Annotated in this window: 21 protein-coding genes; 9 read left to right on the forward strand and 12 right to left on the reverse strand. The window is 67.1% G+C overall.

What is annotated here, in order from left to right:
• Positions 1–70: 70 nt before the first annotated feature.
• Positions 71–862: a dienelactone hydrolase family protein gene (locus ACZ5ZX_RS17125; RefSeq protein WP_465502959.1), complete on the forward strand. Its 792-nt coding sequence runs from the start codon at positions 71–73 to the stop codon at positions 860–862.
• Here ACZ5ZX_RS17125 and ACZ5ZX_RS17130 read toward each other — a convergent pair.
• Entirely contained in the window at positions 855–2,174 is a 1,320-nt protein-coding gene (locus tag ACZ5ZX_RS17130) for an MDR family MFS transporter (RefSeq protein ID WP_465502960.1), read from the reverse strand. The genes ACZ5ZX_RS17125 and ACZ5ZX_RS17130 overlap by 8 nt on opposite strands.
• Positions 2,175–2,314: 140 nt before the next feature.
• On the opposite strand from ACZ5ZX_RS17130, the gene ACZ5ZX_RS17135 reads away from it, so the two are divergent.
• A complete protein-coding gene (locus ACZ5ZX_RS17135; RefSeq protein WP_465502961.1) occupies positions 2,315–2,860 on the forward strand; it encodes a TetR/AcrR family transcriptional regulator C-terminal domain-containing protein in 546 nt (181 codons plus the stop codon).
• A 40-nt stretch (positions 2,861–2,900) separates the two neighbouring features.
• On the opposite strand, the gene ACZ5ZX_RS17140 is transcribed toward ACZ5ZX_RS17135, so the two are convergent.
• Both ACZ5ZX_RS17140 and ACZ5ZX_RS17145 read right to left on the reverse strand, forming a co-directional pair.
• Entirely contained in the window at positions 2,901–3,563 is a 663-nt protein-coding gene (locus ACZ5ZX_RS17140) for a response regulator (protein ID WP_465502962.1), read from the reverse strand.
• The gene (locus ACZ5ZX_RS17145; protein ID WP_465502963.1) at positions 3,560–5,107 is read right to left on the reverse strand and encodes a sensor histidine kinase; all 1,548 of its coding nucleotides are present in this window, start codon (positions 5,105–5,107) and stop codon (positions 3,560–3,562) included. Before ACZ5ZX_RS17145 ends, ACZ5ZX_RS17140 begins: the two co-directional genes overlap by 4 nt.
• 132 nt (positions 5,108–5,239) lie before the next feature.
• On the opposite strand from ACZ5ZX_RS17145, the gene ACZ5ZX_RS17150 reads away from it, so the two are divergent.
• The 4 genes from ACZ5ZX_RS17150 to ACZ5ZX_RS17165 all read left to right on the forward strand — a co-directional run bounded on the left by ACZ5ZX_RS17150 (position 5,240) and on the right by ACZ5ZX_RS17165 (position 9,951).
• Positions 5,240–6,208 (forward strand): Bug family tripartite tricarboxylate transporter substrate binding protein, encoded by a 969-nt coding sequence (locus ACZ5ZX_RS17150; RefSeq protein WP_465503108.1) that lies wholly within the window; start codon positions 5,240–5,242, stop codon positions 6,206–6,208.
• Positions 6,205–6,699 carry a tripartite tricarboxylate transporter TctB family protein gene (locus ACZ5ZX_RS17155; protein WP_465460697.1) on the forward strand — a complete coding sequence of 165 codons (495 nt, stop codon included), beginning with the start codon at positions 6,205–6,207 and terminating at the stop codon, positions 6,697–6,699. Before ACZ5ZX_RS17150 ends, ACZ5ZX_RS17155 begins: the two co-directional genes overlap by 4 nt.
• Positions 6,699–8,216, forward strand: coding sequence for a tripartite tricarboxylate transporter permease (locus tag ACZ5ZX_RS17160; RefSeq protein WP_465502964.1), 1,518 nt, complete (start codon positions 6,699–6,701; stop codon positions 8,214–8,216). Before ACZ5ZX_RS17155 ends, ACZ5ZX_RS17160 begins: the two co-directional genes overlap by 1 nt.
• 298 nt (positions 8,217–8,514) lie before the next feature.
• On the forward strand, positions 8,515–9,951 hold the full coding sequence (locus tag ACZ5ZX_RS17165) for a DUF1996 domain-containing protein (RefSeq protein WP_465503109.1): 1,437 nt from the start codon (positions 8,515–8,517) through the stop codon (positions 9,949–9,951).
• A 155-nt stretch (positions 9,952–10,106) separates the two neighbouring features.
• Here the strand turns inward: ACZ5ZX_RS17165 and ACZ5ZX_RS17170 are convergent, their stop codons facing one another.
• From ACZ5ZX_RS17170 to ACZ5ZX_RS17195, 6 genes are all read right to left on the reverse strand, one after another.
• Entirely contained in the window at positions 10,107–10,796 is a 690-nt protein-coding gene (locus ACZ5ZX_RS17170) for a hypothetical protein (protein ID WP_465502965.1), read from the reverse strand.
• A gap of 121 nt (positions 10,797–10,917) precedes the next feature.
• On the reverse strand, positions 10,918–11,619 hold the full coding sequence (locus ACZ5ZX_RS17175) for a Crp/Fnr family transcriptional regulator (RefSeq protein WP_465502966.1): 702 nt from the start codon (positions 11,617–11,619) through the stop codon (positions 10,918–10,920).
• Between the two features lie 29 nt (positions 11,620–11,648).
• Positions 11,649–12,014 carry a hypothetical protein gene (locus tag ACZ5ZX_RS17180; protein ID WP_007034234.1) on the reverse strand — a complete coding sequence of 122 codons (366 nt, stop codon included), beginning with the start codon at positions 12,012–12,014 and terminating at the stop codon, positions 11,649–11,651.
• 60 nt (positions 12,015–12,074) lie between these two features.
• The gene (locus ACZ5ZX_RS17185) at positions 12,075–12,587 is read right to left on the reverse strand and encodes a hypothetical protein (protein ID WP_465502967.1); all 513 of its coding nucleotides are present in this window, start codon (positions 12,585–12,587) and stop codon (positions 12,075–12,077) included.
• Position 12,588: 1 nt separating this feature from the next.
• Positions 12,589–14,349: a substrate-binding and vWA domain-containing protein gene (locus ACZ5ZX_RS17190; RefSeq protein ID WP_465502968.1), complete on the reverse strand. Its 1,761-nt coding sequence runs from the start codon at positions 14,347–14,349 to the stop codon at positions 12,589–12,591.
• Between the two features lie 35 nt (positions 14,350–14,384).
• Positions 14,385–17,015 carry a P-loop NTPase fold protein gene (locus tag ACZ5ZX_RS17195; protein WP_465502969.1) on the reverse strand — a complete coding sequence of 877 codons (2,631 nt, stop codon included), beginning with the start codon at positions 17,013–17,015 and terminating at the stop codon, positions 14,385–14,387.
• 194 nt (positions 17,016–17,209) lie between these two features.
• Between ACZ5ZX_RS17195 and ACZ5ZX_RS17200 the strand changes: the two genes are divergently transcribed.
• Positions 17,210–17,761 carry a snapalysin family zinc-dependent metalloprotease gene (locus ACZ5ZX_RS17200; RefSeq protein WP_465502970.1) on the forward strand — a complete coding sequence of 184 codons (552 nt, stop codon included), beginning with the start codon at positions 17,210–17,212 and terminating at the stop codon, positions 17,759–17,761.
• Between the two features lie 41 nt (positions 17,762–17,802).
• Here ACZ5ZX_RS17200 and ACZ5ZX_RS17205 read toward each other — a convergent pair whose 3' ends face one another.
• Positions 17,803–17,982 (reverse strand): ferredoxin, encoded by a 180-nt coding sequence (locus ACZ5ZX_RS17205; protein ID WP_465502971.1) that lies wholly within the window; start codon positions 17,980–17,982, stop codon positions 17,803–17,805.
• A gap of 5 nt (positions 17,983–17,987) precedes the next feature.
• Complete coding sequence (locus ACZ5ZX_RS17210; protein ID WP_465502972.1) at positions 17,988–19,190, reverse strand: cytochrome P450; 1,203 nt, start codon at positions 19,188–19,190, stop codon at positions 17,988–17,990.
• A gap of 183 nt (positions 19,191–19,373) precedes the next feature.
• Here ACZ5ZX_RS17210 and ACZ5ZX_RS17215 point away from each other — a divergent pair, with 183 nt between their 5' ends.
• Positions 19,374–20,294: a helix-turn-helix domain-containing protein gene (locus ACZ5ZX_RS17215; RefSeq protein ID WP_465503110.1), complete on the forward strand. Its 921-nt coding sequence runs from the start codon at positions 19,374–19,376 to the stop codon at positions 20,292–20,294.
• A 184-nt stretch (positions 20,295–20,478) separates the two neighbouring features.
• On the forward strand, positions 20,479–21,711 hold the full coding sequence (locus tag ACZ5ZX_RS17220; protein WP_465503111.1) for an IS256 family transposase: 1,233 nt from the start codon (positions 20,479–20,481) through the stop codon (positions 21,709–21,711).
• Between the two features lie 544 nt (positions 21,712–22,255).
• On the opposite strand, the gene ACZ5ZX_RS17225 is transcribed toward ACZ5ZX_RS17220, so the two are convergent.
• Complete coding sequence (locus ACZ5ZX_RS17225; RefSeq protein WP_465503112.1) at positions 22,256–23,488, reverse strand: HNH endonuclease signature motif containing protein; 1,233 nt, start codon at positions 23,486–23,488, stop codon at positions 22,256–22,258.
• Positions 23,489–23,695: the final 207 nt, after the last annotated feature.

The raw sequence follows: 23,695 nt of genomic DNA on the forward strand, positions 1-23,695 counted from the left end.
GGCGAGATTACCCGCTCATGTGGCGATCTCGCCCCTGTCCGGACCGGGCGGCGCACCCGACGATGGAGCGATGGACACCCTCGCGGACTTCTCGAAACGGCTCGTCGATGTCGAAGGGGTCGGCAAAACCGTCCATGTCGCCGGTTCCGGGGCGGCGGTGGTGCTGATGCCGGAGATGCCCGGCATCAGCCCGGACGTCGTCCGCTTCGCACGGTGGATCCGGGACGCGGGTTTCACGGTCTACCTCCCGTCGCTTTTCGGTGTCGACGGCGCCTTCCCCACCGCCGCCGACGGGGAGAAGGTCGCCCGTCGCGCCTGCGTCAGCGCCGAGTTCCGGGCCTTCGCAGGCGGCGGCACGAGCCCCGTCGTGAACTGGCTGCGGGGGCTGGCGAGGAAGGCGTTCGAGGAATGCGGCGGACCGGGCGTCGGCGCGATCGGACTCTGCTTCACCGGCAACTTCGCCCTCAGCATGAGCCTCGAACCGGCCGTGATCGCGCCCGTCGTCAACCATCCCTCGTTACCGCTGGACGATCCCGGCGGACTGGAGATCGGTGAGGCGGACGCTGTCGCGATCCGCGAGCGGGTCGAGCGTGACGGGCTGAAGGTGCTCGCCTACCGCTTCGACAACGACCGTTGGTGCACCGGGCAGCGCTTCGCCGCGTACCGGGCACTTCTCGGCGACGCGTTCGACGGTCGCGTCATCCCGGGTGAGGCGGCCAACCCCGAACCGCCGCCGTTCTTCCGCGACGTCGTCGGGTGTCCCCACAGCGTCGTCACCGCTCACCTCGTCGATCAGGAAGGGCATCCGACCGTTCGGGCCAGGGACGAGATCCTGGCCTTTCTCGCCGATCGGCTCAGCTGACCCGGGTTTCGGTCCGGACGAGGATCGCGGCCGGGATCAGCACGATCGCGGTGACACCGACGATCCACCAGTGCGTGTTGGCGATGGCTGTCGCGGACCCGGGCGGAGTGTTCGCCGACTGGACGGCGACGAGCACGGTGAGGAGTGAAGTCCCGAAGGAACCGCCGATCCGTTGGAGCATGGCGAAAAGAGGCATCGCGTGGGAGATCTGGTCCTTCGGCACCATCCTCAGCCCGACGGCCAGTGCCGGTGTCGTGGTCAGGCCGATGCCGGCGCCGCGGACGATCTGCACCGCCGAAAGCCACCAGTAGCCGTCGGTTTCGGTGATCATCGCCAGCGGCACTGTGCCGAGGATGGTGATGATCAGGCCCGCGAAGATCACCCGTGCGCCACCGACCCGGTCGGTCAGCCTGCCGGCCAGTGGCAGCGCCGCCACCGTGCCGAGTGCCAGCGGCGCGGTCAGCAGGCCGGTGTCGACGAGGCTTTCGTGCCGGACGTCCAAGTAGTACAGCGGCAGCACGATCATCGCACCGAACAGCGCGATGCCCATGCCGAAGATGACGAGTGCGGCCGACGAGAACGCTTTGTCGCGGAACAGCCGCAGGTTCAGCAGCGGATGGCTCGACCGCGACGCGGTGAAGACGAACGCCGCGAGCAGGAGCGCGCCGACGATCGCCGGAACGGGGGCGAATTCCGCGACGCCGTACACGAGTAACGGCAGGCCCGACACGGTCAGGACCAGACCGCGGATGTCCAATGGTCGCGTGGCGGCCGGGGTCTGGCGTGGCAGCCACTTCCGCCCCAGCAGCAGGCTGAGCACCGAGATCGGCACGTTCACCGCGAACAGCCACGGCCACCCGAGCCCGTCGGTGAGCATGCTGCCGAACAGCGTGCCGAGCACCGGGGCCAGGTAGATCGGAATGCTCAGCACACTCATCATCCGGCCCAGCCGGTTCGGGCCGGCCGCCACCGCGAACAGGATCTGCCCAGCCGGGACCAACAGTCCGCCCACGGCGCCTTGCAGGACCCGGAAAACGATCAGCGCCTCGATCGACGTCGCCATCGCGCAGCAGGCGGAGAACACCGCGAACAGACCGACGCACCCCAGCCACAGCCTGGTCGCCCCGAAGCGGCGGCTCGCCCAGCCGCTCACCGGCACCATCGCGGCGAGCGCGAGCAGGTAGCCGGTGGCGATCCACTGCACGGTGCCGAGTGGGGCGTGGAGTTCCGCCGCGATCGTGCCGAGCGCGACGTTGACCACTGTCGAAGTGAACATCGACAGGAACCCGCCAAGGGTCAAGATCGAAGCCATGCCCCACAAAGCAGGGGAAATGCGCTCGTCCAGCGGACGCCCGATCATCCTACCAGCCAATCTTATCGCCGTTAAGACCTTAACGATGATAAGATTCGGTCGAGTTGTCAAGTCCACTACGGACCGGCGAAAGTGTGCGCATGGTCGTGCGACGGGATGGATACGTTCGAGCCGCGCTCGAACTCCTCGACGAGGTCGGGCTGGACGGGTTGAGCCTGCGCAAACTCGGGGAGAAGCTCGGTGTGCGTGGTCCCGCGCTCTACACGCACTTCAAGAGCAAGCAGGCGCTGCTCGATCAGATGGCCGAAACCATGCTGGACGACGAACTCGCCCCGCTCGACGATCCCGCGTCGGTGGACGACTGGGCCGCGTGGCTGGCCAAACGAGCCCGCACCATCCGCCGCACACTGCTGTCCTATCGCGACGGTGCCCGCCTGCACGCCGGCTCGCGCCCCACCGAGCGATCGGCGATGACGCCACTGATCAAACCGTTGCTGGACGCCGGTTTCACCGAAGAGGACGCGACGCACGCGATCCTCGCCGTCAGCCGGTACACCCTCGGCTGCGCGATCGACGAGCAGCAGTACATCGAGGGCGAGTCGGCCGACCACGACGAAGACCCGGCCGCTTCCTTCGAATACGGCCTCTCGCTGCTGATCGCGGGCCTCCGCTCCGCCGCCCCCTGACTCCCCCGCATTTAGTCCTCTCAATGCGGGGGAGTCAGGGTCAGGACCAGAGGTAGCGCCGTTCGGGGCGGCCCGTGCCGCCGTACTTGAGGTTCACCTCGGCCTTCCCGGTCGCCACGAAATGCTCCAGGTACCGCCGCGCGCTCACCCGCGCGACGCCGGTCGCCTCGGCGCATTCGCTCGCGGACATCCCGCCCGGCGCACCGCGCAGCGCGGTCTCCACCAGTCGCGCGGTTTCGGCGGTGAGTCCCTTGGGCAGCACGGGTTTCGCGCTCGGCCGGGCACCGAAGACCTGGTCGACGTCGGCCTGCCCGGCCTCGGCAAGCCGGTCCAGCCGCTGGTGCAGGGTGGCGAAATGGGTGAGCTGATCCCGCAGGGACGCGTATTCGAACGGCTTGATCAGATAGTGCAGGACCCCGCCCCGCATCGCCTGCCGCACGGTTTCCACGTCGGTCGCGGCGGTGATCAGGATGACGTCGACGTCCTCGGTGGCGCGCAACTCCCGCAGCACCGAAAGCCCGTCCAGATCGGGGAGATAGACGTCCAGCAGCACCAGGTCCGGTTTCAGTTCCCGCGCCAGCCGGAGCGCGTCCGCGCCGGTGTGCGCGACCCCGACGACGGCGAACCCGTCCGTGCGCGCGACGTATCCACTGTGGACTTTCGCGACCATGAAATCGTCGTCGACGACGAGAACCCTGATCATCGCGGAAGCCTTGCCGTGAACACCGCGCCGCCGGAATTGTGCACCTCGACCGAACCACCCCGCCGGACGCACGCCTGCCGGATCAGCGCCAAGCCGAGACCACGCTGTCCGTGCGCGGCCGCCTTCGTGGTGAAGCCGTGTTCGAACACTTCCTCGGCGATCTCCGGGGCGACACCGGGCCCGGAATCACGGACCTCCACACGCACTTCGTCGTCCTCCTGCCATACGCCGACCTCGATCCAGCCCTGTTCGCCACCCTGCTTATGAGACCCCAGCGCGTCCAGTGCGTTGTCGACGAGATTTCCCAGCACCGTCACCAAATCCGTGGAGAGCCCCTCCTCGGCGCGGTCCAGTTCGCTGTCCGGGGCCATCCGCAGCCCGACCCCGCGTTCCGCGGCGAGCGACGCCTTCGCGATCAGCAGCGCCGCCACCGCCGGGTCGCCGATCCGCGAGCCGACCTCCGCGCGCCACTCCCCCTGCGCCGAACTGATCCGGCTGACGTAGCCGCGAACCTCGTCGTACTCCCCGAGTTCCAGCAGCCCGGAGATGGTGTGCAGCCGGTTGCTGAACTCGTGCGCCTGCGCCCGCAACGTGTCGGTGGCGTGCCTGCTGGCGTCGAGTTCGTCCCGCAGGGTCATCAGATCGGTGCGGTCCCGCAGGGTCACCACGGCGCCGCGCACGTCGATCGGCATCCGGTTCAGCGTCAGCACCTTTCCCTGCCGCAACACGATCTGGTCGGCTCCGGTCGCCCGGCCGGTGAGCAGATCGCGGATCCGCTCGTTGAGGTCGAGATCCTCGACCGACCGGCCGACCGCGTCCTCCGGCAACGCCAGCAGTTCGCGGGCCTGATCGTTCACCAGGGTGATCCGGTGCTGCGGATCCAGGCCGACGACGCCCTCCTTGATGCCGTGCAGGAGCGCCTCCCGGTTTTCCACCAGTGCGGTGATCTCGTGCGGTTCCAGGCCGAGTGTCTGGTTCTTCACGCGCCGCGCCAGCAGCAGCGAACCGCTCACCCCGATCACCAGCGCGACACCCAGCACCCGCAGGGCGTTGTCCGGCGAGTCGAGCACGCCCGCGAAGAAACCGGGCGACTTCGAGCCCGCCGCGACCATGCGGATCACCTTGCCGCCCTTTTCGTCGAGCACCGGGACGTGCGCCACGATCGAACCGTCGAGTTCGCCGACCCAGGACCGTCCACGCAGGACAGTGCTGTCCCCGATGTCGAGCAGCGTCCGCAACTGACCCGGATCCGGTGACGCGAGCACGTAGCGGTCCGCTCCCGCGATCACCACGAAATCCACCCCGGACAGGCTCCGCGCGGTCTCCGCGGGCGCGTTCAGTTCGAACGGGCCGTTCTCGAGATCGCCCACGACACCCTGCGCGGCGACACTCTCCGCCACCGAAAGCGCCCGGCGTCCCTCGGTCGTGCGGAAGTTGCTCCCCGCCTGGACGACGGCCAGCACGCCCACCGCGCACAGTAGGCAGGTGACGACTACAAGTTGCCACACGAGGAGCTGACGGGCCAGCGAACCCCGAGCACCCATCGCCACCTCCGCGTGACCAAAACGAACACAACAACCATTGGGCCCGCAAGCGGGACATCTCTGTTTACACGAGTGCAACATGTCCAACCACGCGGCAGAGAGGCGGGGATCACAGTGAAGCCCAGTAGCTGGTTGGCCATCGCGGCGGCGCTAGTCGCCGTGTTGCTGGTGCCACCGTTGCTCACCCCGGGCGGCGAGGCCGACGAGGGCTCGCAGATCCGGTCGTTGCGGGTACTCGTGCCCAACGCGCCCGGCGGCGGTTACGACATCACGGCCCGCACGGCGACCAAGGCGATGGAGGACGCCGACCTGCTCGGCAACGCGGAGGTGTTCAACCTCCCCGGTGCCGGCGGCACGGTCGGCCTCGGCCGCACGGTGGCCGAACGCGGCAACGGCAAGCTCGTGATGTCCATGGGACTCGGCGTGGTCGGCAGCGTGTTCACGAACAAGTCGCCGTCGTCGCTGCTTGACACCACACCGGTGGCGAAGCTGATCGAAGAGTCGGACATCGTGGTGGTCGGCAAGGATTCGCCGTACAAGACGATCGGCCAGCTGGTCGAGGCGTGGAAGGCCGACCCCGGCGCGGTCCAGGTCGGCGGCGGTTCGTCGCCCGGCGGGCCGGACCATCTGGCGCCGATGCTGATGGCGAAGGCGGTCGGGCTCGCACCCAAGGCGGTCAACTACGTCCAGTTCGACGGCGGCGGTGAACTGCTCGCGTCGGTCCTCGGCGGCAAGGTCGCCTTCGGTGTCTCGGGCGTCGGCGAGTACCGCGACCAGATCCAGGCGGGCACGCTGCGGGTGCTGGCGGTGACCAGCGCGAACCGGATCCCCGGCATCGACGCGCCGACGCTCTCGGAGTCCGGTGTGGACGTCAAGTTCACCAACTGGCGCGGCATCGTCGCGCCGCCCGGCATCACCGACGCGGACCGCGCGAAGCTGGTCGGCCTGTTCGAGCGGCTGCAGAAGACGCCGCAATGGCAGGAAGCCTTGCAGCGCAACGGATGGACCGGGGCTTTCGCGCCCGGGGAGCAGTTCGGTTCGTTTCTCAAAGAGGAGAACACTCGAGTGGCAACGGTGCTGAAAGAGCTGGGTCTGGCATGACCACGTGGCTGAAGGAGCGCTCCGAACTCGGGGTGAGCGTGGTACTTCTGGTGCTCGGGGCGCTGGTGCTCACCGACGCGCTGAGCATTCCGACCGATTTCGCCCAGCGCGGACCGGTGGGACCGAAGGCGGTGCCGATCCTCGTCGGCTCGCTGCTGCTGATCGTCGCCGTCCTGCTGGCCCGCGACGTGCTGCGCGGCGGTAAGGGAGAGGCCGAGGGCGGCGAGGACATCGACCTCACCGCACCCGCCGACCTGCGCACGGTTCTGTTGCTGTGCGGTGCTTTCCTCGCCAACGCGGCCTTGATCGGCCTGGTCGGCTTCCCGATCTCGGGCGCGATCCTGTTCTGGGGCGCGGCTTACGCGCTCGGCAGCCGCAATCTGGTGCGTGACCCGCTGATCGCGGCGGGCATGTCCGTCGCGACCTTCCTGATCTTCAACAACCTGCTCGGTGTCCCGCTCCCCGGTGGCCCGTTGATGGAGGTGTTCTGATGCTTCAGCAACTCATCGACGGCTTCGGCACCGCGCTGACGCCGACCCATATCGCGATGGCGGCGATCGGGGTCCTGCTGGGTACCGCGATCGGCGTGCTGCCGGGGATCGGCCCGGCCATGGCGGTGGCGCTGCTGCTCCCGGTCACCTACGGGCTGGAGCCCACCGGCGCGTTCATCATGTTCGCCGGGATCTACTACGGCGGGATGTTCGGCGGCTCGACGACGTCGATCCTGCTGAACACCCCGGGTGAGAGCGCGGCGGTCGTCGCGGCCATCGACGGCAATCCCATGGCCCGCAAGGGACGCGGGGCGCAAGCGCTTGCCGCGGCTGCCATCGGGCATTTCGTCGGCGGCATCCTCGGCACGATCGCGCTGGTCGTGCTGGCCCCGGTGATCGCGAAGCACGCCGTCGACATCGGCGCGCCGGACCTGTTCGCGATCATGGTGCTGGCGTTCATCGCGGTCACCTCGGTACTCGGCGGTTCCCGGATCCGCGGCGTGGCGTCGCTGCTGATCGGGCTCACCATCGGACTGGTCGGCCTGGACGAGATGACCGGACAGCAGCGGCTGACCTTCGGCTCGCTGCATCTGGCCGACGGCATCGACGTCGTGATCGTCGCGGTCGCCCTGTTCGCGGTCGGCGAGTCACTGTGGGTCGCCGCGCATCTGCGGCGTAACGCGTTCAAGCCCATCCCGGTGGGCAGGCCTTGGCTCTCGCGCACCGACCTGAAGCGGACCTGGAAGCCGTGGCTGCGCGGTCCGCTGATCGGTTTCCCGTTCGGCGCGGTACCCGCCGGTGGCGCGGAGATCCCGACGTTCCTTTCCTACGTAACGGAAAAGCGGCTCTCGAAGCACAAGGACGAGTTCGGCAAGGGCGCCATCGAAGGCGTCGCGGGCCCGGAAGCGACGGCGTCGGCCTCCGCCGCCGGGACGCTGGTCTCGATGCTGACGCTCGGGCTGCCGACCACCGCGGTCGCGGCCGTGATGCTCGCGGCGTTCCAGCAGTACGGCATCCAGCCGGGACCGCTGCTATTCGAACGGGAGTCGTCGCTGGTGTGGGGCCTGATCGCGTCGCTGTTCGTCGGGCTGACCCTGCTGCTGGTGCTGAACCTGCCGCTGGCGCCGCTGTGGGCGAAGCTGCTGCGGATCCCGCGGCCGTACCTCTACGCGGGCATCCTGTTCTTCGCCAGCGTCGGCGCGTACGCGGTCAACGCGGACATCTTCGACCTTCTGGTCATGTTCGTGATCGGCCTGCTCGGCTTCGCGATGCGCCGCTACGGCCTGCCGGTGCTGCCGGCGATCATCGGCGTCATCCTCGGCCCGGCCGCCGAACAGCAGATGCGGCGCGCGCTGCAGCTGAGCGACGGCGATCTGAGCGGGCTGGTCAACACCCCGTTCTCGATCGTGGTCTACGCGATCATCCTGCTGATCGTGTTCTTCCCGCTGATCAAACGTCTCCTGCCCTCCCGGCCGCCCGCGGCCGAGGCGGAACCCAAGGCCAAGGTGGACGTCTGACCTGCGGCTACCCCGATCAAGACCCGGCCTCGACTGCCCCGAGGCCGGGTCTTCTTCTTCGTCACGGTGAACCGTCTCGCGCCGTCGTTCGTGTCCCTCGCAGCACCTCCGCATATATTACGAAAGGATAACAGCGAGATCGCGTTTTGAACCGCCCTCGTACTGCGGCCGTTTCAGCCAACGCGGGGTCAGTGACACCGGTGATGCCGGTGACGCATCCCCCGGGCTCCGCGAAACGACACCGAACGAGGTGAACAATTTCATGCCCCGTAACGAAAGATCAGCCGGCCGCCACCGCATGGCACGCCGGACCAAACTCGCCACCGGCGCCATCGCGCTCTCTCTCGCCGTCGGCGGGATCGTCGTGGCGAACACGACCGGAACCCCCGACGCGGCCAGGGCCGACGGCGCGGACAAGTCGTTCTTCATCGACATCACGAAGGTCCCCCGCGGCAACAACGTCAACCTCGACCTCGCGAAACGAGGCGCACGAGGGACGTTCACCGTCGACTGCGGCCGTAACGAGAACGGCCACTTCAACGGCGACAACTTCATCGCACAGCCCGGTGTCCGCAATGGAGCCGAGCACCTCCACGACTACGTCGGGAACCTTTCGACCAACGCGGACTCGAACAACAAGAGCCTGCTCCGCGCGGGCACCACCTGCAAGAACGGCGACAAATCCGCCTACTTCTGGCCGGTCATCCGGATCAACACCGAGGAAGAGGAAGAAAACCAAGCGGCGAACGAGGAGAAGCTCGCCGCCGACCGCGCGAACGCGGCCAAGGACGAAGCCTCCCCGCAGGCCGACTGCCCCGACGTCGCCAGCGAACTCGAGGACGTCCCCGACCAGGCCATGGACGCGGTCAACGACGGCCTCATCAAGATCGACCAGGACGTCGACAACGCGAACAACCAGCTGGCGCAAGGCAAACAGGCCGCCCAGGTGCTCGACGACCTGAAGAACAAGCGCAAGGCGGCGATCAACAAGATCGCCGACCAGATGAAGCAGGCGGGCAAACCGGTCGCGAAGCCCGAAGACCAGCTCACCGGCTGCGCGGTGAAACGGAACGGCGAAGGAGGCCTCGACAACGGCGGCGAGAACAGCAAGGTCGCCAAGGGCGGTGACGTCGAGAAGAAGAAGGCCGACGGCAAGGCCGCCGAACTTCCCGGGGTCGACGAGAACAACGAGATCGGCGACAACGAAGGCGAGATCCAGCGCCCCGCGAAGGTGGACCTGACCTTCACCAGCGGCGGCGCCCGCCGCGTCGTCGCGATGCCGAAATTCCTGCGGGTGCTCTACGGCGACGCCAAGCAGTCCACCAACGGTCCTGCCAACGCCCGGCCCAGCTGGACCTGCAGCGGCTTCGAAGACCGGCTCACCGAGCTGTACCCGATCTGCCCGCAGGGCAGCAAGGTCACCCGTGTCCACGCCTTCCCGAACTGCTGGGACGGGAAGAACACCGACAGCGCGAACCACCGCACGCATATCGTGTTCTCCGACCGCAACGGGAAATGCCCGCGCGGCTTCAAGAACGTGCCGCAGCTGCGGATCACGCTGACCTACGACATCCCCCCGGCCGTCCAGCTCGCCGGGCAGTACGCGGTCGACGCGTTCGCGCAGGAGAAGCACAATCCGCGCTCCGACCACGACGACTTCGCGAACGTGATGTCGCAGTGCCTGATGAACCAGCTGGTGAAGTGCATCAACAGCGGGAAGAGCTGCCGCCAGTAGACGTGCCGCGCAGGGTGGGGGCGCGGTGGGGATGACCCGCGCCCCCACCCCCCCGCGCCGGGGTCCGATTCCTGGCCCGGCGTAGGGGTACCGGGCCAGGAACCGGCGAGCGATACGGCTTTCCCTCCCTGGAAGCCGGACCGCCCGGTCTGGGGCTAGGCCGTCGTCGACAACCGGCTCACCCGGTCGAACACGAGCGGCGCGGGCACCGCCGGATCGACCTCGGCCAGCACGGCGTCGGCGTCGAGGCCGGGCAGGTGGATCCACGCGCTGTCGGCGAAATCCGGTGTGGTGACACTGATCCGGCCGCAGCGCGCCGGCGGGACCAGCGCGACACCGAAGGGCTCGACCACGTTGCGCCACACCGATTGCGAGACGATCATCCCGGCGCCGAACTTGTCGCCCGTCGGGTCGAGACGGCACCAGTAGCCGACAGCGTCGTTGAAGGTCGACGCGCACAGCAGCCGGGTCAGCGTGATGTACGTGCGGTGGTAGCGGTGGTTGTCCGCCATCGGTCCCATATGGACGGCCACCCGCGCTCGCATCGGGACGCGGGCGTAGCGGTTGCGGGACCGCAGCAGATGGTCCAGATGGAACACGACCTCGCAGAGCTGCCCGACAGCCCGATCCGGATACGCGACCATCAGCCCGTCGCCGGTCTCCCGGAAATGACGTGCTTCCCCCGGCGCGAGCCCGACCGCGTTGAAGGAGCGGGAAACCAGCGTTTCCATCTCGGTCTTCATCGGATCCAGCAGGTCATCGCTGGCCTTGGACGAACCGACGATGTCGACGGCGAGCACGGCATGGGTGTGCGCGTTGTATTGGCCTGAGGTCAGCACCTGCATCTCTGCGACCCCTCCCCTGATCGGTGAAAACTGGCGGCACGAAGCAGTGTTCCCACTCCTCACCGGAAGTTCTGTTCGGAACCGAACAGAACCTGACCCCGCCGTGGTCAACGCCAGTGAGCTAAGTCACACCTTTTTCCGTGATCACCCGCAATGCTTCGCGATCGACGACGGTGATCGCACGGCGCGAACTGGCCACAACTCCCGCCTTCCGGAGCTTGTCCAGTGCCTGCGCGACCATGGTCCGGCCCATCGGGATGAACTGCGCGAGTTCGTCCTGGCTCAACGGGATCCCGATCCGCCAGCCGGCGGGCGTCCGGATCCCGCAGACGTCGACCAGGTAGTCCAGCCGCGTCGCGACCCGCGCCACCGCCTGCGGTTTCCACGACTGCGTCCGCTGCCGCTGCGCGAGCACGAACCGGCGGGCGACGCTGACGAGCACCTCACGCATCGCCGACGGATGGTCCAGCAGGAAGCGGTTGAACTCGCTCGCCGCGATCCGCCGGACGTGGACCTCCTCGATGGCGACGACGTCGGCCATCCGGATGCCGCCCGCGATCACCGCGATCTCGCCGTGCAGATCGCCGGGCACCCCGACGTCGAGGATGACCGTCGCCCCCATCCGGTCGGCGCTGGTCACCTTCACGTAGCCGTGCCGCAGCAGCATGACGAAGTCGCCGGGCTCGCCCGCGCGCATCAGCGCCTGTCTGCCCTCGTAGGTCTGCGGGGTGCCCATCTCCAGCAACCGGGCACGGACGGGTTCGTCCAGCCGCTCCAGGAACGGACGTTCTCTTTCTTCGGCGGCCTCCGGGCCCAAACCCACGAAACACCCTCCCAGGCAGTCGTGAACACCTATCGCGGAGAGTAACCGAATCGGCCACCCGATCCGGCGGCGGAACCGTCGTGCGTGGTGAAGATGCCCAGCCGGACCAGCTCCGATCTGATCCACTCGGCCAGCCGGTGCAACGGTCCGTCTTCGGCCTCGACGAAATAGCTGTCCACGATCTGGTGTCGTCTGTCGGCGTGTTTCGCCGCGTAGAGCAGCGCTGACCGTACCTCTGACACCTTCAACGGAGCGACCTTGATCCCGGGGGCGGGCCGCACGGTGCTCTTGGCGGCCATCACCGCCAGCACGGCCTCCTCCAGGCTGAACCGGTGCTCCACCGGTACGACCACATGTTCCACACCCTCGACAACCCGGCGCCCGATCAACGGCATACTGTCAGATCAGCATGACGCACGGCCGTAGTCTGTTCGGCAGCGAACACTCGCCACCGATCAGCCCCGTTCGACCGCCGCGATCGCTTCCTCCAGCGCTTCCCGGTACAGCGTGAGCCGGTAGCCGAGCATGATCGGATCGGGGTTCTCGTCCCGCGCGTGCCGCTCCAGCTTCTCGGTGGTCTGCTTGACCGTCACCCGCAGTTCGACCACCGCGGGCGTGTTGTCCCCGGCCCGTTCTTCGAGTCTCGCCACCGCCTGCCGGATGACCCTCGAAAGCTCCGTCTCCCCAGGCTGCGCCGCTTCGACAGCGGTCAGCGCGCGGCCCAGCAGGCTATAGTGGTCGTAGCCGGCGGCAGGCTCGGGCGTGCGGAATTCCGGCCTCTTCGCCGGTCGCCTGCCGCTCAGCACGAAGAACGCGACCTCGGCGGGGATCAGCACGGCGAACGCGGCGACGGCACCGAAAAGCCAGGCCTGTGGATGCGGCAAGGTCACCGAGTGACCGAGCAGGCCCGCGATGACCGTGAGCACGCCGGTGACGACGTGGAACGGGCGGTTGTCGGGATCGGCCATGTCAGAAGTTGCTGAAGACGTTGACGAACATCTTGTCGATGCCGTGCGGGTCGACGGCCTGGTAGCTGCGGGCCTTGGACTTCTGCGCGATCTCGTCCAGGACCCGGCTGTCGGCTTGCGCGCCGTAGGCCATGGTGAAGATGCGAACGGAGTTGTCCAGCCTCTCTGCGTCGACGTTCTGCAGCACCTGTTCCTTGGTGACCCCGCCCTCGGTGTCCTCGCCGTCGGTCAGCACCACGACGGCGTTGATGACGTTCGGGTCGAACTCCCGCCGCATCTTGGCGTTGGCTTCCACCACGGACTTGTACAGCGCCGTATCGCCTTTCGGGGTCAGGTTTTCGACCAGGTCGTTCATCGGGCCCCGGACGTCCTTCACCTTGCCGATCGGCATCTTTTCCTCGGGTCCGTCGGTCGAAAACGTCCACAGCCCGACCTCGTCTTCGGGATGCAGGTATTCGAGCTGTTTCCGGATCGCGGGTTTCAGCAGGTCGATCCGGCGGTCGGAATACGGTTTGTCCTTGCGGTTCTTGTCGAACGGTTCGGTCATCGATCCGGACAGGTCCAGCACCAGCAGGATCCGGCCGCGTCGCTGCGTGTACTCCCAGCCGTCCAGCATCTTCTGGATCTGCTCACCGGTGGGGAGCGGGATGAGCCGGGAGTCTCCGGTTTCCGCGGTGTGCGCGCCTTCGGCCAGCTTCGCATCGCCCCGGCCCGCCGGGTCGCGGAACCCGAGATCGCGGAAGCGCTCCTGCTGCCCGGGTTCCCGCAGGAAATCGGCGAAGTCCTTGGCCGCCGCGTGTTGTTCCGGTGACGCCTTGGCCGTGATCAGGAAGGGATGATCGATCAGCATCGTCCCTTCACTCGGGTGCACGGCGACGAGCGGCCGGTTCAGCGGTTCGGGTTTGTCCTTCAGCTGCTTCGGATCCCCTGTCGGCGCGCCGCGGTTGTAGAGGTAGACCATCTGCTCCTGCATCGCCATCGCACTGATGTAGGGCGTCGGCTTCTTCTGGTCCTCTTCGTACAGCGTCTTCAAGAACGCGACCGAGTCGTCGCTGTAGTAGGCGACCGACGCCTCGATGCCGCGGACGAACCGTACGGCCTCCGTCGTGTCGATCTTGCCGTAGTCCCCACCGGTCGCCGCGAAGTAGGTGGCGATGGTCGCGGCGAGCCCCGAGGTCGACCGGCGCGGATTGTCCTTGCCCAGCGTGAAGTTCCCCCATTGCGCGTTCGCCGCGCTGGTGGAGGCCCAGCCGCCCTTCTGATTCATCTGGAGGACGTCGTTCCAGCCGATGGTCTTCTGCGGCCAGCCCATCGCCGTGGCCATCGGCTTCGGCATCGCGATGACCATCGGGCTCGTCGCGAGCGAGGTGCTCGGGCCGCTGTCGATCAAGCCGCCTTTGCCGCGCTGGCGCAGCAGATCGAGCCACAGCGACGAACTCGGCAGCCAGACCTGGGGTTCCGGTTGCTGCTCGTCGATGTCGTTCCAGCCGTCGGCGATGAGGTCGAGCGCGGCGCCCGAGGTCTTCTTGAACGCCTCGACCTTCGCGCACCGGCCGCCGTCGAACGTCCGGCCGGTGTTGTTGTACCGCTCGGCGAGTTCGCGGATCAGGTCGCCCTTCTCCGTCGAGGAACTCGTGACCAGGCGGACGCAATCGGTCCGGAGCGCGTTCGAGGGCGCGGTGACCACGGTCGCCAGCAGGACGATCACGAGTGTCCCGACCAGCGCGCCGAAGGCGAGCGAAAGCCAGCCTGATCTCCGCATGCGCGCCCCCTCGACGTCGTAGCGGGCAAGTGTAGCTACAACGTGGTTCCCGGTTCTGTTTCCTCGGTCACCAGATCGTAGGTTTCGAAACTGAAGCGGGCGAGGGTGCCCACCCAATTCCGATAGACCTGTAGATCATCGAAGGATTCGACGTCTAGCCGCCATTCAGGTGGAAAGGCTTCGGACAACGATTCCCCATCGGACAGCGCGATGAAGGTCGAGCGCGCGGAGTCCGGATCGGCGACCAGTAGGGTCAGCAGCACCAGCACCGCGCGGTAGGGACCACTGACGAACCGCGCCAGTTCCGCGTCGGGGATACCGATGCGCACCAGCCGGTAGAGGTTGACCAGTTTCCGGATCTCCCGTGGCGTGTTCAGCCGTTTCCGCAGCACGTGGACGAAATCGCGTTCGACTTCGGTGAGCCGCAACCGGTCCGGCCGCATGTTGTAGAACGTGGGCGGGGCCGTGTCCTTGACGATGACCTCCCTCGGCTCACCGCTTTCGCCATGCTGGAGGGTTTCCCCGTCGTCGGACCATTCCTCGTGCTCGTGAACCGCCGGTTCCGTGCCTTCGATCGGCATCAGGACGTCGATCAGCTCGTCGGCCGCGGTTCCCATGGGGCGCAACGCGAACACGATCTGGAAGATCTTGTCGAGATACTCCGACCGGCGCTCTTCCCCGGCGCCGAACAACTCCTCGTGGTGCTGATCGAGGCATCGCCGCAGCCAGCGGGGATCGACGGCCACCACCACGACGAACGCGGGCAGGGCCAGCAGCAGGTGCACCGCGGCGAGCACTTCGATCACCTTCGACGGCGGGCAGCGGTCGAGGTCGTCGATGTAGAGCACGATCCGTTCCAGTGGTGGATCGCCCTTGCCGCCCGCCAGCTGCCAGTCCTTGCGCGCGTCCACCAGATCCGCGCTCAGCCGCGCGAGATCCTCCCGAAGGCGGGCGAAAACCCCTTGGTAGTCCCCGTATCTGCCGCTCTTCGCCTCTTCGATCAGCTCGCCGAGCCGCGTGGCCGCGTCCAGCCGCCGGAGCCGCTCCTCGGCTTCGCGGACCTCGGTCTCGAACCGTTCCACCCGTTTGTCGACGTCGTACCGCAGTTTGTCCAATGTGGACTTCACGGGAGCGAGGGCGGCTCTCGCGGTGGTGAGCGCCGGGGTCAGCACGGCGCCGAGCGCGACGACGGCGCCTGCCGCGGCGAGGATCGCGTTGTGCCACAAGGCCCATCCGGTGATCGCCGCGGCGACGCCGAGCACACCGAGTACCGCGTACCCGGCGACGGCGAACCGCCGCCGTCGGCGCTCGGCCCGGTCCACCCCGGACACCAGCAGGCGCCAGCGCCAGGTGAGCGGCGAATCCGCCTTGACGGCCCGCAGCCCGGCGAGCCGGGTCCGCAGCTCCTCGCGTTCGGCACGGACCTCGTCGGCGTCCGCGTGCGTCTCGGGCGCGCCGAGGTTCCGGAACAGGTGATCCACCAGGCCGACCCACAGATGGTCGTCGTGGTACTGCCAGGCGTTGAACCGGATCTGCCGGATCTCACCGGCGAACACGCTGTTGGCGGCGTCGCCCCGGGATCGCCGGGCCAGTTCGGCGACACGATCGGCCACCTGCCGCACGAAACTCGATTTGCCGGAGCCCCAGGGGCCCAGCAGCGCGACGCACAACGGCGGGCTGGTCTCACGGTCGGCGATGACCGCGGCGAGCGTGCGCACGTCGTCCTGGAAGCCGATCAGATCGATCGCGCTCTCGACGTCCGGCGTGATCCGCGGCCGGGCTCGCCCCGGTTTGGGTTCGACGAAACCGGTGCCGTCGATCTGATTGCCGAAGCGGTCCCACACCCGGATCGTGCGGTCGTCGCCGACCGAGATGATCTTCTCGTTGCCCGCGGTGCAGGCGATCGCGCGGACGTTGCCCTCGTGTCCGGTGAGGAGGGTGTACTCGGCGGGGTTCTCGATGTCACGGACGTAGACCTCGCCGCCGGAACCGCCGGAGAGCACCAGCTTCCCGTCCGGGCTGAAGGCCAGCGCCCGCACCACCCCGGCGTGTCCGGGGAAGACCAGGGCGGGATCGCCTTTCCGTCCCCACAACCGGACCGTCTCGCCCTCGCCGGACAGCACCCGCGCGCCGTCGGCGGAGACCGCGACCACGTGTACCGCGCCCGCGCCGCCGAACCGGTAGTGGGAAACGACTTCGCGGTCCCACAGCCGCACGCCGCCGGTGTCGTCACCGGCGACCACGACCCGGCCGTCCGGGGTCACCGCGACCGATTCGATCTCCGGGCCACCGGTACGGAAACCGCGCTCCGTCACGCCGTCCAGCCGCCGGACCTCGACGGTGCTTCCCGCGCCGGAAACGACGAACTCCTTCGCCACCGCGACCGCGAGTGCCCGTTTGGTCGTCTGGACCTCCGGGGACCGCGCCTCACGACCGGAGAGCCGCCAGCGCCGCACCGTCGCGCCATCGCATCCCACCACGTACTGACCCGAGATACCCACCGCGAGCACCGGCCGCTCGTGGCCGCTCAAGGCGAACCGCTGCGCGCCGGTCTCCAGGTCCCATACCCGCACCGTCTTGTCCGTACCACCGGTGACCAGCCGGTTTCCGTGCACCGCGACGGCGAGGATGGGTTCTTCGTGTCCGGTGAAACGTGCCGTCGTCATAGCCGGACAGTCTTCCGGTCGCGTCAAGATCATGGTTAACGACAGGCGACTATCGGCGGGTTCCGCGACGACCTCGACAGGTCCTAACATCACGCGGAGGCAACGGAGGACTACTCAGAGGTCCCTCTCGCCCGATCCAAAAAGTGTCGACACTGCTCCGCAATTCCAGCACGCCTTAACGCGAGGAGTAAAACGTGCTTCGACGTACCTTCGCCGCGGTGCTCACCGGCGCCGCGCTTTCCCTTTCGCTGCTTTCGGCGCCCTCCGCCGGGGCCGCCGAGATCATGGCGACCACCCTGACCTACGACGACAGCCAGGCCGCGGAGTTCAAGGACGTGGTGGCCGCCGGCGTCAACGTCTGGAACACCAACGTCACCAACGTCCGCATCGTCAAGGCGACGCCGGGGCAGCGAGTCAACATCCGGATCATCGCCGACGACGGCTGGCCGCGTGCCACCCTCGGACCGGTTCGCCCGAGCGGCACGGTCACCGTCTGGTACGGCAGGCAGGCCGTCCAGCAGGGCTACAACAAGGTCCGGATCGCGTCCCACGAGCTCGGCCACAGCCTCGGCCTCCCCGACGTGAAGCCCGGGCCGTGTTCGTCGCTGATGTCCGGATCGACCGGCGGGGTCAGCTGCGCCAACGTGAACCCCAACGCCCAGGAGAAGGCCAGGGTTCAGCAGAACTACGCCGGTACCGCCGTGCGGAACGCCGACAGCGGCAAGGTTCTCGCGGAAGTCGGCTGATCCCGTGCCAGGGGGTGCCCGCCCGGCACCCCCTGGCCGCCTCAGCCGTCCGCCGTGATCGCCGCGGCGGGACACGACACCACCGCGTCCCCCGCGTCGGCCGGTTCCGGATCCAGCAACCGGACCCGGCCGTCTTCCTCGTCCTGATCGAATACCGTGGGTGCGGTCAGCACGCACATTCCCGCGCCGACACACCGTTCCCGATCCACTTGGATCCTCATCGCGATCAGCCCCAGGCCACCGGGAGCGCGTACACCCCGTAGATGTCGGAGTCCGTCCGCAGCGGGACCTCCTCGGCCGGTACCGCGAGCCGCAGGGACGGGAACCTGGCCAGCAACCCGGCGAAAGCGACCTTCATCTGGACGCGCGCGAGCTGCTGACCGAGGCACTGGTGGACACCGTGCCCGAACGACGCGTGCCCGGCGGCGTTACGGCGGAGGTCGAGCCGGTCGGGTTCCGGGAACTTCAGCGGATCGCGGTTGGCGGCCGCCGCCGAAAGCGCGACCACTTGCCCCGCCTTGATGAGCTGCCCGCCGACCTCGACGTCTTCGAGCGCGGTGCGGGCGCCGGTATGCGCGATGGTCAGGTAGCGCAGCAGTTCCTCGATCGCGCCGTCGAGGCTCTCCGGGTCCTCGCGCAGGGCCCGCAACTGATCGGGATGCCGCAGCAGCGCGAAAGTGCCCAGCGCCAGCATGTTGGCCGTGGTGTCCAAACCGGCCCCCAGCAAGAGGAACGCGATACTGGTGAGTTCCTCGTCCGTGAGTTCCGTGGCGACCAGTTCGCCGAGGATGTCGTCGGTCGGCTCGGCCCGTTTCGCCACGATGAGCCGGTAGAGATACTCCCCCAGCGCGGTGATGGCCGCGTCCTGTTCGGCCAGCGGGGCGTCCGGTTTGTTCAGCGGCGCGACGTTGCGCCGGAAGAATTCGTGGTCGGCATAGGGAACGCCGAGCAGTTCGCAGATCATCAGCGCCGGGATGGGCTGCGCGAAGGCAGGCACCAGGTCGACGGGTGAGCCTTGCCGCTCCATGGCGTCGAGATGTTCGGTGACCACCTGCTCCACCCGTTCGGTGAGCAGCCGCATCCGGCGCACGGTGAACTTGCCGGTGAGCAGCTTGCGATAGCGGCCGTGTTCGGGATCGTCCATCTTGATGAACATCCCCGGCTGCGCGGGCGGCGGCGTCACCATCGCGGCGGGCCCCGGCAGCGGTGAGTGCATCAGCTCCTGCCGGGCACTGAAACGCGGATCCGCGATGATGGACCGGACGATCGCGTGCCCCGTCGCGAGCCAGCCTTCGTGGCCGTCGGGGAAGGTCAGGCGGACGAGCGGATGCTCGTCCCGCAGCGAGGCAAGTTCCGCGGGCGGGTCGAACGGGCACCCCCGTGGCCGTTCGAGGGGCAGTTCCGCGAGATGGGGTACTGACTTGGTCACAGCTGTTCCTCCCAGATCTTCAGCTATGTCTGAAGGCTACGTTGCATTCAGCCATCGCTCAAAGTTGCGGATGATGCTTTTCGGGGTAACTGCTGGTAGATTCTGGAAATCGTTGCAACGATGCTGTCGATGAACGCAACGATTCATTGCATTGACCTGCGAGTGAACGCACAGGAGGCGCCCATGCCGGGCGGCAGGCTGACCCTGGAGGACCGCCGGCTGATCGCGACCTGGCTCAAGGACGGCCTCGGATACGCCGAGATCGCCCGCCGCCTCGGCCGCCCGACGTCGACGATCAGCCGCGAGGTCGCGCGCAACAGCGGCCATTCCGGCTACCGCGCCGACGAAGCGAGCCGGGTCACCGGCGAACGGGCGCGGCGCCGCAAGCAACACCCCCGCGCCGCCCCCGTCGTCACGAACGACTACGGGCGCGATCCGGAAGCCGTGCGCCGCTTCGAAGCGGACTTCACCGAGATGATGGTGGCCACCGGACTGCCCAGGATGATGTCGCGAGTGCTCGCGTGCCTGTCCGTCAGCGACGAAGGCGTCCACACCGCGGCCGAACTCGCCCAGCGGCTCCAGGTGAGTCCGGCGTCGATCTCGAACGCCGTCCGCTACCTCGAAACGCAGGCCCTGCTCAAACGGGAACGCACCGGACGGCGCGAGCAGTACGTCATCGACGAGGAGATGCCGCAGCGAGTCTGGGCCGAAAGCGTCCGCTCGAACCAGGAATGGATCAAAATCGCTCGCCAGGGCGCCGAAGTCCTCGGCACCGCCACCCCCGCCGGCGCACGCATGGACGATCTCTCCCGATTCCATGCGCGCATCAACGAAGTCATGCTGGACGACCGCGTCGCGGTCTACGTCGGCGACGCCCTGACCGCGCTGGCCGCCCTACTGCACGCTCGACGCGCGATGTCTGTTCCGGCTCTCGCGGCGGCACTGGGATGGCCTGCTGAGCGGGTTTCGGCCGCTTTACGGGTGGCGGAGGAGCATCCGCATGTCGCCGGGCCGGTGCGGGTGGTTTCTTCTGATGGTGGGTATCGGGCGGTTGCTTTGGTGGAACGGCTCACGGATGAGCAGTTGACGGCTTTGGGGTCGTGAGGGGGATGTGGGTTTGGCTGATGGGGTGTGGCTGATGGAGTGTTGCCGGTTTTCGGGGCGTGTCATGCCAACTGTGTAAGTCGGAGGTGCACCAAGATCGACTCGCCTGGTAGGCGGTCGGAGGGGACACCGAGTGACACAGAACACATCGTCTCGTCGCGGTGACGAGACGGCGGCGCGGCAGCTGGCGGAGGCCTTCTCTCCGGAGACGATTGACGCGTTGCTGAGGGACGCCAAAGCGGCGGGGACGCCGATCGATGGCGTGGATGGCCTGTTGAATCAGATGACCAAGGCTGTGCTCGAGCGGGCGCTGCAGGCGGAGATGACCGACCATTTAGGTTATGACGCCGGCGACCCGGCGGGCCGGGGGTCCGGGAATTCGCGGAACGGTAAATCGACCAAGACGGTGTCGACAAGGAACGACCCTGTCGATATCGAGGTGCCACGTGATCGGAACGGGTCGTTCGAGCCGGCGATCGTGCCGAAACGGGCGCGGCGGATCGGCAATATTGACGATATGATCCTGTCGTTGTACTCGCGCGGCATGACGACCCGTGACATCGAAGCGCACCTACGGGAAGTTTACGGGGTGAACGCTTCACGGGAATTGATCTCTAATATCACCGAGGTCGTAGTCGACGAGATCAAGGCGTGGCAATCGCGTCCGCTCGACGAGGTCTACCCGATTCTCTATGTCGATGGAATCCGGATCCGGGTCAAGGACAACGGCGTGGTGACCACCAAGGTCGCTTACCTGGCCATCGGGGTCGACGTCGACGGCCGCAAGCACGCCCTCGGCTGCTGGATCTCCGACACCGAGGCCGCGAAGTTCTGGCTGAAGGTCGTCACCGACCTGCGTAATCGTGGCGTGAAAGACATCTTGATCGCCTGCTGCGACGGTTTGACCGGCCTGCCCGACGCGATCAAGACAGTCTTCCCCGACACTGTTGTCCAGACATGCGTGGTCCACGTGATCCGCAACGCCTCGAAATTCGTGTCCTACAGCGACCGCAAGAAGATCGCCGCATCGATGCGTGAAATCTACTGTGCACCCACACTCGACGGCGCCGAACTCGCACTCGCCGAATTCGACAAGTCATGGGGAACTCAATACCCTGGCGCCATCGACGTGTGGCGCAACGCCTGGAACGACTTCATTCCTTTCCTCGACTACCCGGCCGAACTCCGCAAAATCGTCTATACAACCAACGCCATCGAATCCATCAACTTCCAACTACGCAAGATCACAAAAAATCGCGGACACTTCCCCGACAAAGACGCGGCCATGAAACTGCTATACCTCGGACTCCGAAACATCTCCAGCCAACGCGGAGGCACATCAGGAACCGGAACACACGGCTGGAAGGTGGCACTCAACACGCTCGCCCGACTCTTCCCAGGAAGACTCCCGTTCTGATAACCTAAAAACGTAAGTAAATCACCTCTGACTTACACGAAAATCGTGACAGGCTCGGTTTTCGGCGACGGGATTCTCTCCCGGCAGCGCAGAAAAGGACTGTCCGGCAAGGAACCGGCACCGCTCAACCACCCAAGCCACGCCCACCACCGCAGGGAAAACGCCCCTGGCGGCAGCAGCTTGAGCTGTCGCCGGTTCTCGGCGACGGAGCACGCCTGTCGGTCAGTAACCGGCGCAACTTCAACCGTCAGGACCAGATCGGCCGTACTGGCGCTGCCACGAACACGGCTAAAGAGATTCACTTCGACTCAAGAGCGCAAAAGCGTGCCTAGACTGTCGCCGTTTTCCGGCGACGGGCTGCCGCACCGGCAGCGCGGAAAAGGCCTGTCCGGCAAGGAACCAACCCCTCTCCAGCCACCCAAGCCACACCAGTCACTTCCGGGAACGTGCCCAAGAGGTTCTCACCGTTCACAGGAGGCGTCTGCCGGTCAGACCACCAGGCACGAAAGCACAGCGGAGCTGTCGCCGTTTTCCGGCGACGGGCTCAGAACGGTGGTGGTTCGTCGTCCAGCGGGCTTTCGGTCCGGGGTTCGTGGAGTGGTGGCGGTGTGCTGTCGTAGCTGTGCCCGGTCGGGGTGGTGACGGTCAGTGTCCCGTCCGCCGCGAGACGGTAGCTCCAGCCGGGTTCGTCTTTGAGGCGGTGGTCGCGGCGGCAGAGGTCGACCAACTCATCAGCGTTGGTGTGGCCGCCGAACTGCCACGGCACCACATGATCCAGATCGCAGGCCTGCGCCGGACGACCGCACCCCGGTCTTCGGCACTCACGATCCCGCACCCGCACAAACTCACCCAGACCTGCGGTAGGCCGGTACCGATCCCGCCCCAGATCCAGCACCTGCCCGGAGAGCGGATCGGTGACGATCCGGCGCAACACCGTGTCCGGCCCGGTCGCGATGTGCCGCGCCAGCCCCGCCGGAATATGGCCATGCCCGGCCAGCTCAGCCGGATCATTGTTCACCCCGAGATAGGTGAACAAGTCCATGTACAGGAACACTTCGGTGCGTTCACTCGTGCCGCCCTGCCCACCGAGCAGCAGATCGAGCGCGATATCCGCACGCAACTGATCCAGCGTCCGGGTCTCCCCATCCTTCCGCAGGGCGCGGGCTTCACGGTCGATCCGCCGGTACGCGGCCGTGACCTTCTCCACCGGCCCGTCCTCGACCTCGATCGACGCCACCCCGGTCTCCCCCTGCCGCAGAGTGAGTCGCCGTCCTTCGCGGTGGTGCGCGGCGCGTTTGTCGGCGCCGTCACGGTCGACGGTGCCCGCCGCGTGATTCGCCGCTTTCCGGATCTGGCCGGCATTCCTGCCCGGCAACCGATCCTCCAACAACGCATCCGCGGCACGCGCGTTCTCCTCCGAGAGCCACGCGGTGGCGGCGGCGACCTTCATCGCACCGAAACCACACAACTTCCCCTGATCCATCAACCCCAGAGTCCGCGGCAGACGCGTCGTCAACGCCTCAGCCGTCGAGACCATCGAGCCCGCGTGAGTGTCCACCAGAGACAACTCGACCGCGACCTCCTGCACCACACTCCGCGCACCCTGCCGGTGCCGGCTCAGCTGAGCCAACGCCCGGAACCGGACCGCCTCCAACCGCGCGATCCCCGCCGACGCCGCCCGCGCCACAGCCACGGAATCCTTGTCATCCAACGAAACTATCGAAGCATTGACCAACTCCAAAACGTTCGGATCAGTAAGTTCTTCGAGAAGCGCCACCGGCGCTTTGAAAGTATCCACCCGACGAACATACGATCGACCACCGACAGTTTCCGACCATGCCACCACCGTGACGCGTCGCCGATTTCCGGCAATGAGGAATGGCACTTCAGGTTAGAGCTGGACCTGTGCGCGTGAAGGCCCCCTTCCCTCGGCAGAGTCGAGGGAAGGGGGCCTTCACGCGCCAACACGAATCGTCCTGTCGCG

The sequence above is a fragment of the Amycolatopsis sp. NPDC033938 genome (assembly GCF_055575975.1).

Bases quoted from the DNA above. Each gene is read 5' to 3' on its own strand.
- ACZ5ZX_RS17190 (WP_465502968.1), bottom strand. From the start codon at position 14,349: ATGCGGAGATCAGGCTGGCTTTCGCTCGCCTTCGGCGCGCTGGTCGGG.
- ACZ5ZX_RS17125 (WP_465502959.1), top strand. From the start codon at position 71: ATGGACACCCTCGCGGACTTCTCGAAACGGCTCGTCGATGTCGAAGGG.
- ACZ5ZX_RS17205 (WP_465502971.1), bottom strand. From the start codon at position 17,982: ATGAGGATCCAAGTGGATCGGGAACGGTGTGTCGGCGCGGGAATGTGC.
- ACZ5ZX_RS17165 (WP_465503109.1), top strand. From the start codon at position 8,515: ATGGCACGCCGGACCAAACTCGCCACCGGCGCCATCGCGCTCTCTCTC.
- ACZ5ZX_RS17170 (WP_465502965.1), bottom strand. From the start codon at position 10,796: ATGCAGGTGCTGACCTCAGGCCAATACAACGCGCACACCCATGCCGTG.
- ACZ5ZX_RS17160 (WP_465502964.1), top strand. From the start codon at position 6,699: ATGCTTCAGCAACTCATCGACGGCTTCGGCACCGCGCTGACGCCGACC.
- ACZ5ZX_RS17145 (WP_465502963.1), bottom strand. From the start codon at position 5,107: ATGGGTGCTCGGGGTTCGCTGGCCCGTCAGCTCCTCGTGTGGCAACTT.
- ACZ5ZX_RS17215 (WP_465503110.1), top strand. From the start codon at position 19,374: ATGCCGGGCGGCAGGCTGACCCTGGAGGACCGCCGGCTGATCGCGACC.
- ACZ5ZX_RS17195 (WP_465502969.1), bottom strand. From the start codon at position 17,015: ATGACGACGGCACGTTTCACCGGACACGAAGAACCCATCCTCGCCGTC.
- ACZ5ZX_RS17155 (WP_465460697.1), top strand. From the start codon at position 6,205: ATGACCACGTGGCTGAAGGAGCGCTCCGAACTCGGGGTGAGCGTGGTA.
- ACZ5ZX_RS17130 (WP_465502960.1), bottom strand. From the start codon at position 2,174: ATGGCTTCGATCTTGACCCTTGGCGGGTTCCTGTCGATGTTCACTTCG.
- ACZ5ZX_RS17185 (WP_465502967.1), bottom strand. From the start codon at position 12,587: ATGGCCGATCCCGACAACCGCCCGTTCCACGTCGTCACCGGCGTGCTC.
- ACZ5ZX_RS17180 (WP_007034234.1), bottom strand. From the start codon at position 12,014: ATGCCGTTGATCGGGCGCCGGGTTGTCGAGGGTGTGGAACATGTGGTC.
- ACZ5ZX_RS17140 (WP_465502962.1), bottom strand. From the start codon at position 3,563: ATGATCAGGGTTCTCGTCGTCGACGACGATTTCATGGTCGCGAAAGTC.
- ACZ5ZX_RS17135 (WP_465502961.1), top strand. From the start codon at position 2,315: ATGGTCGTGCGACGGGATGGATACGTTCGAGCCGCGCTCGAACTCCTC.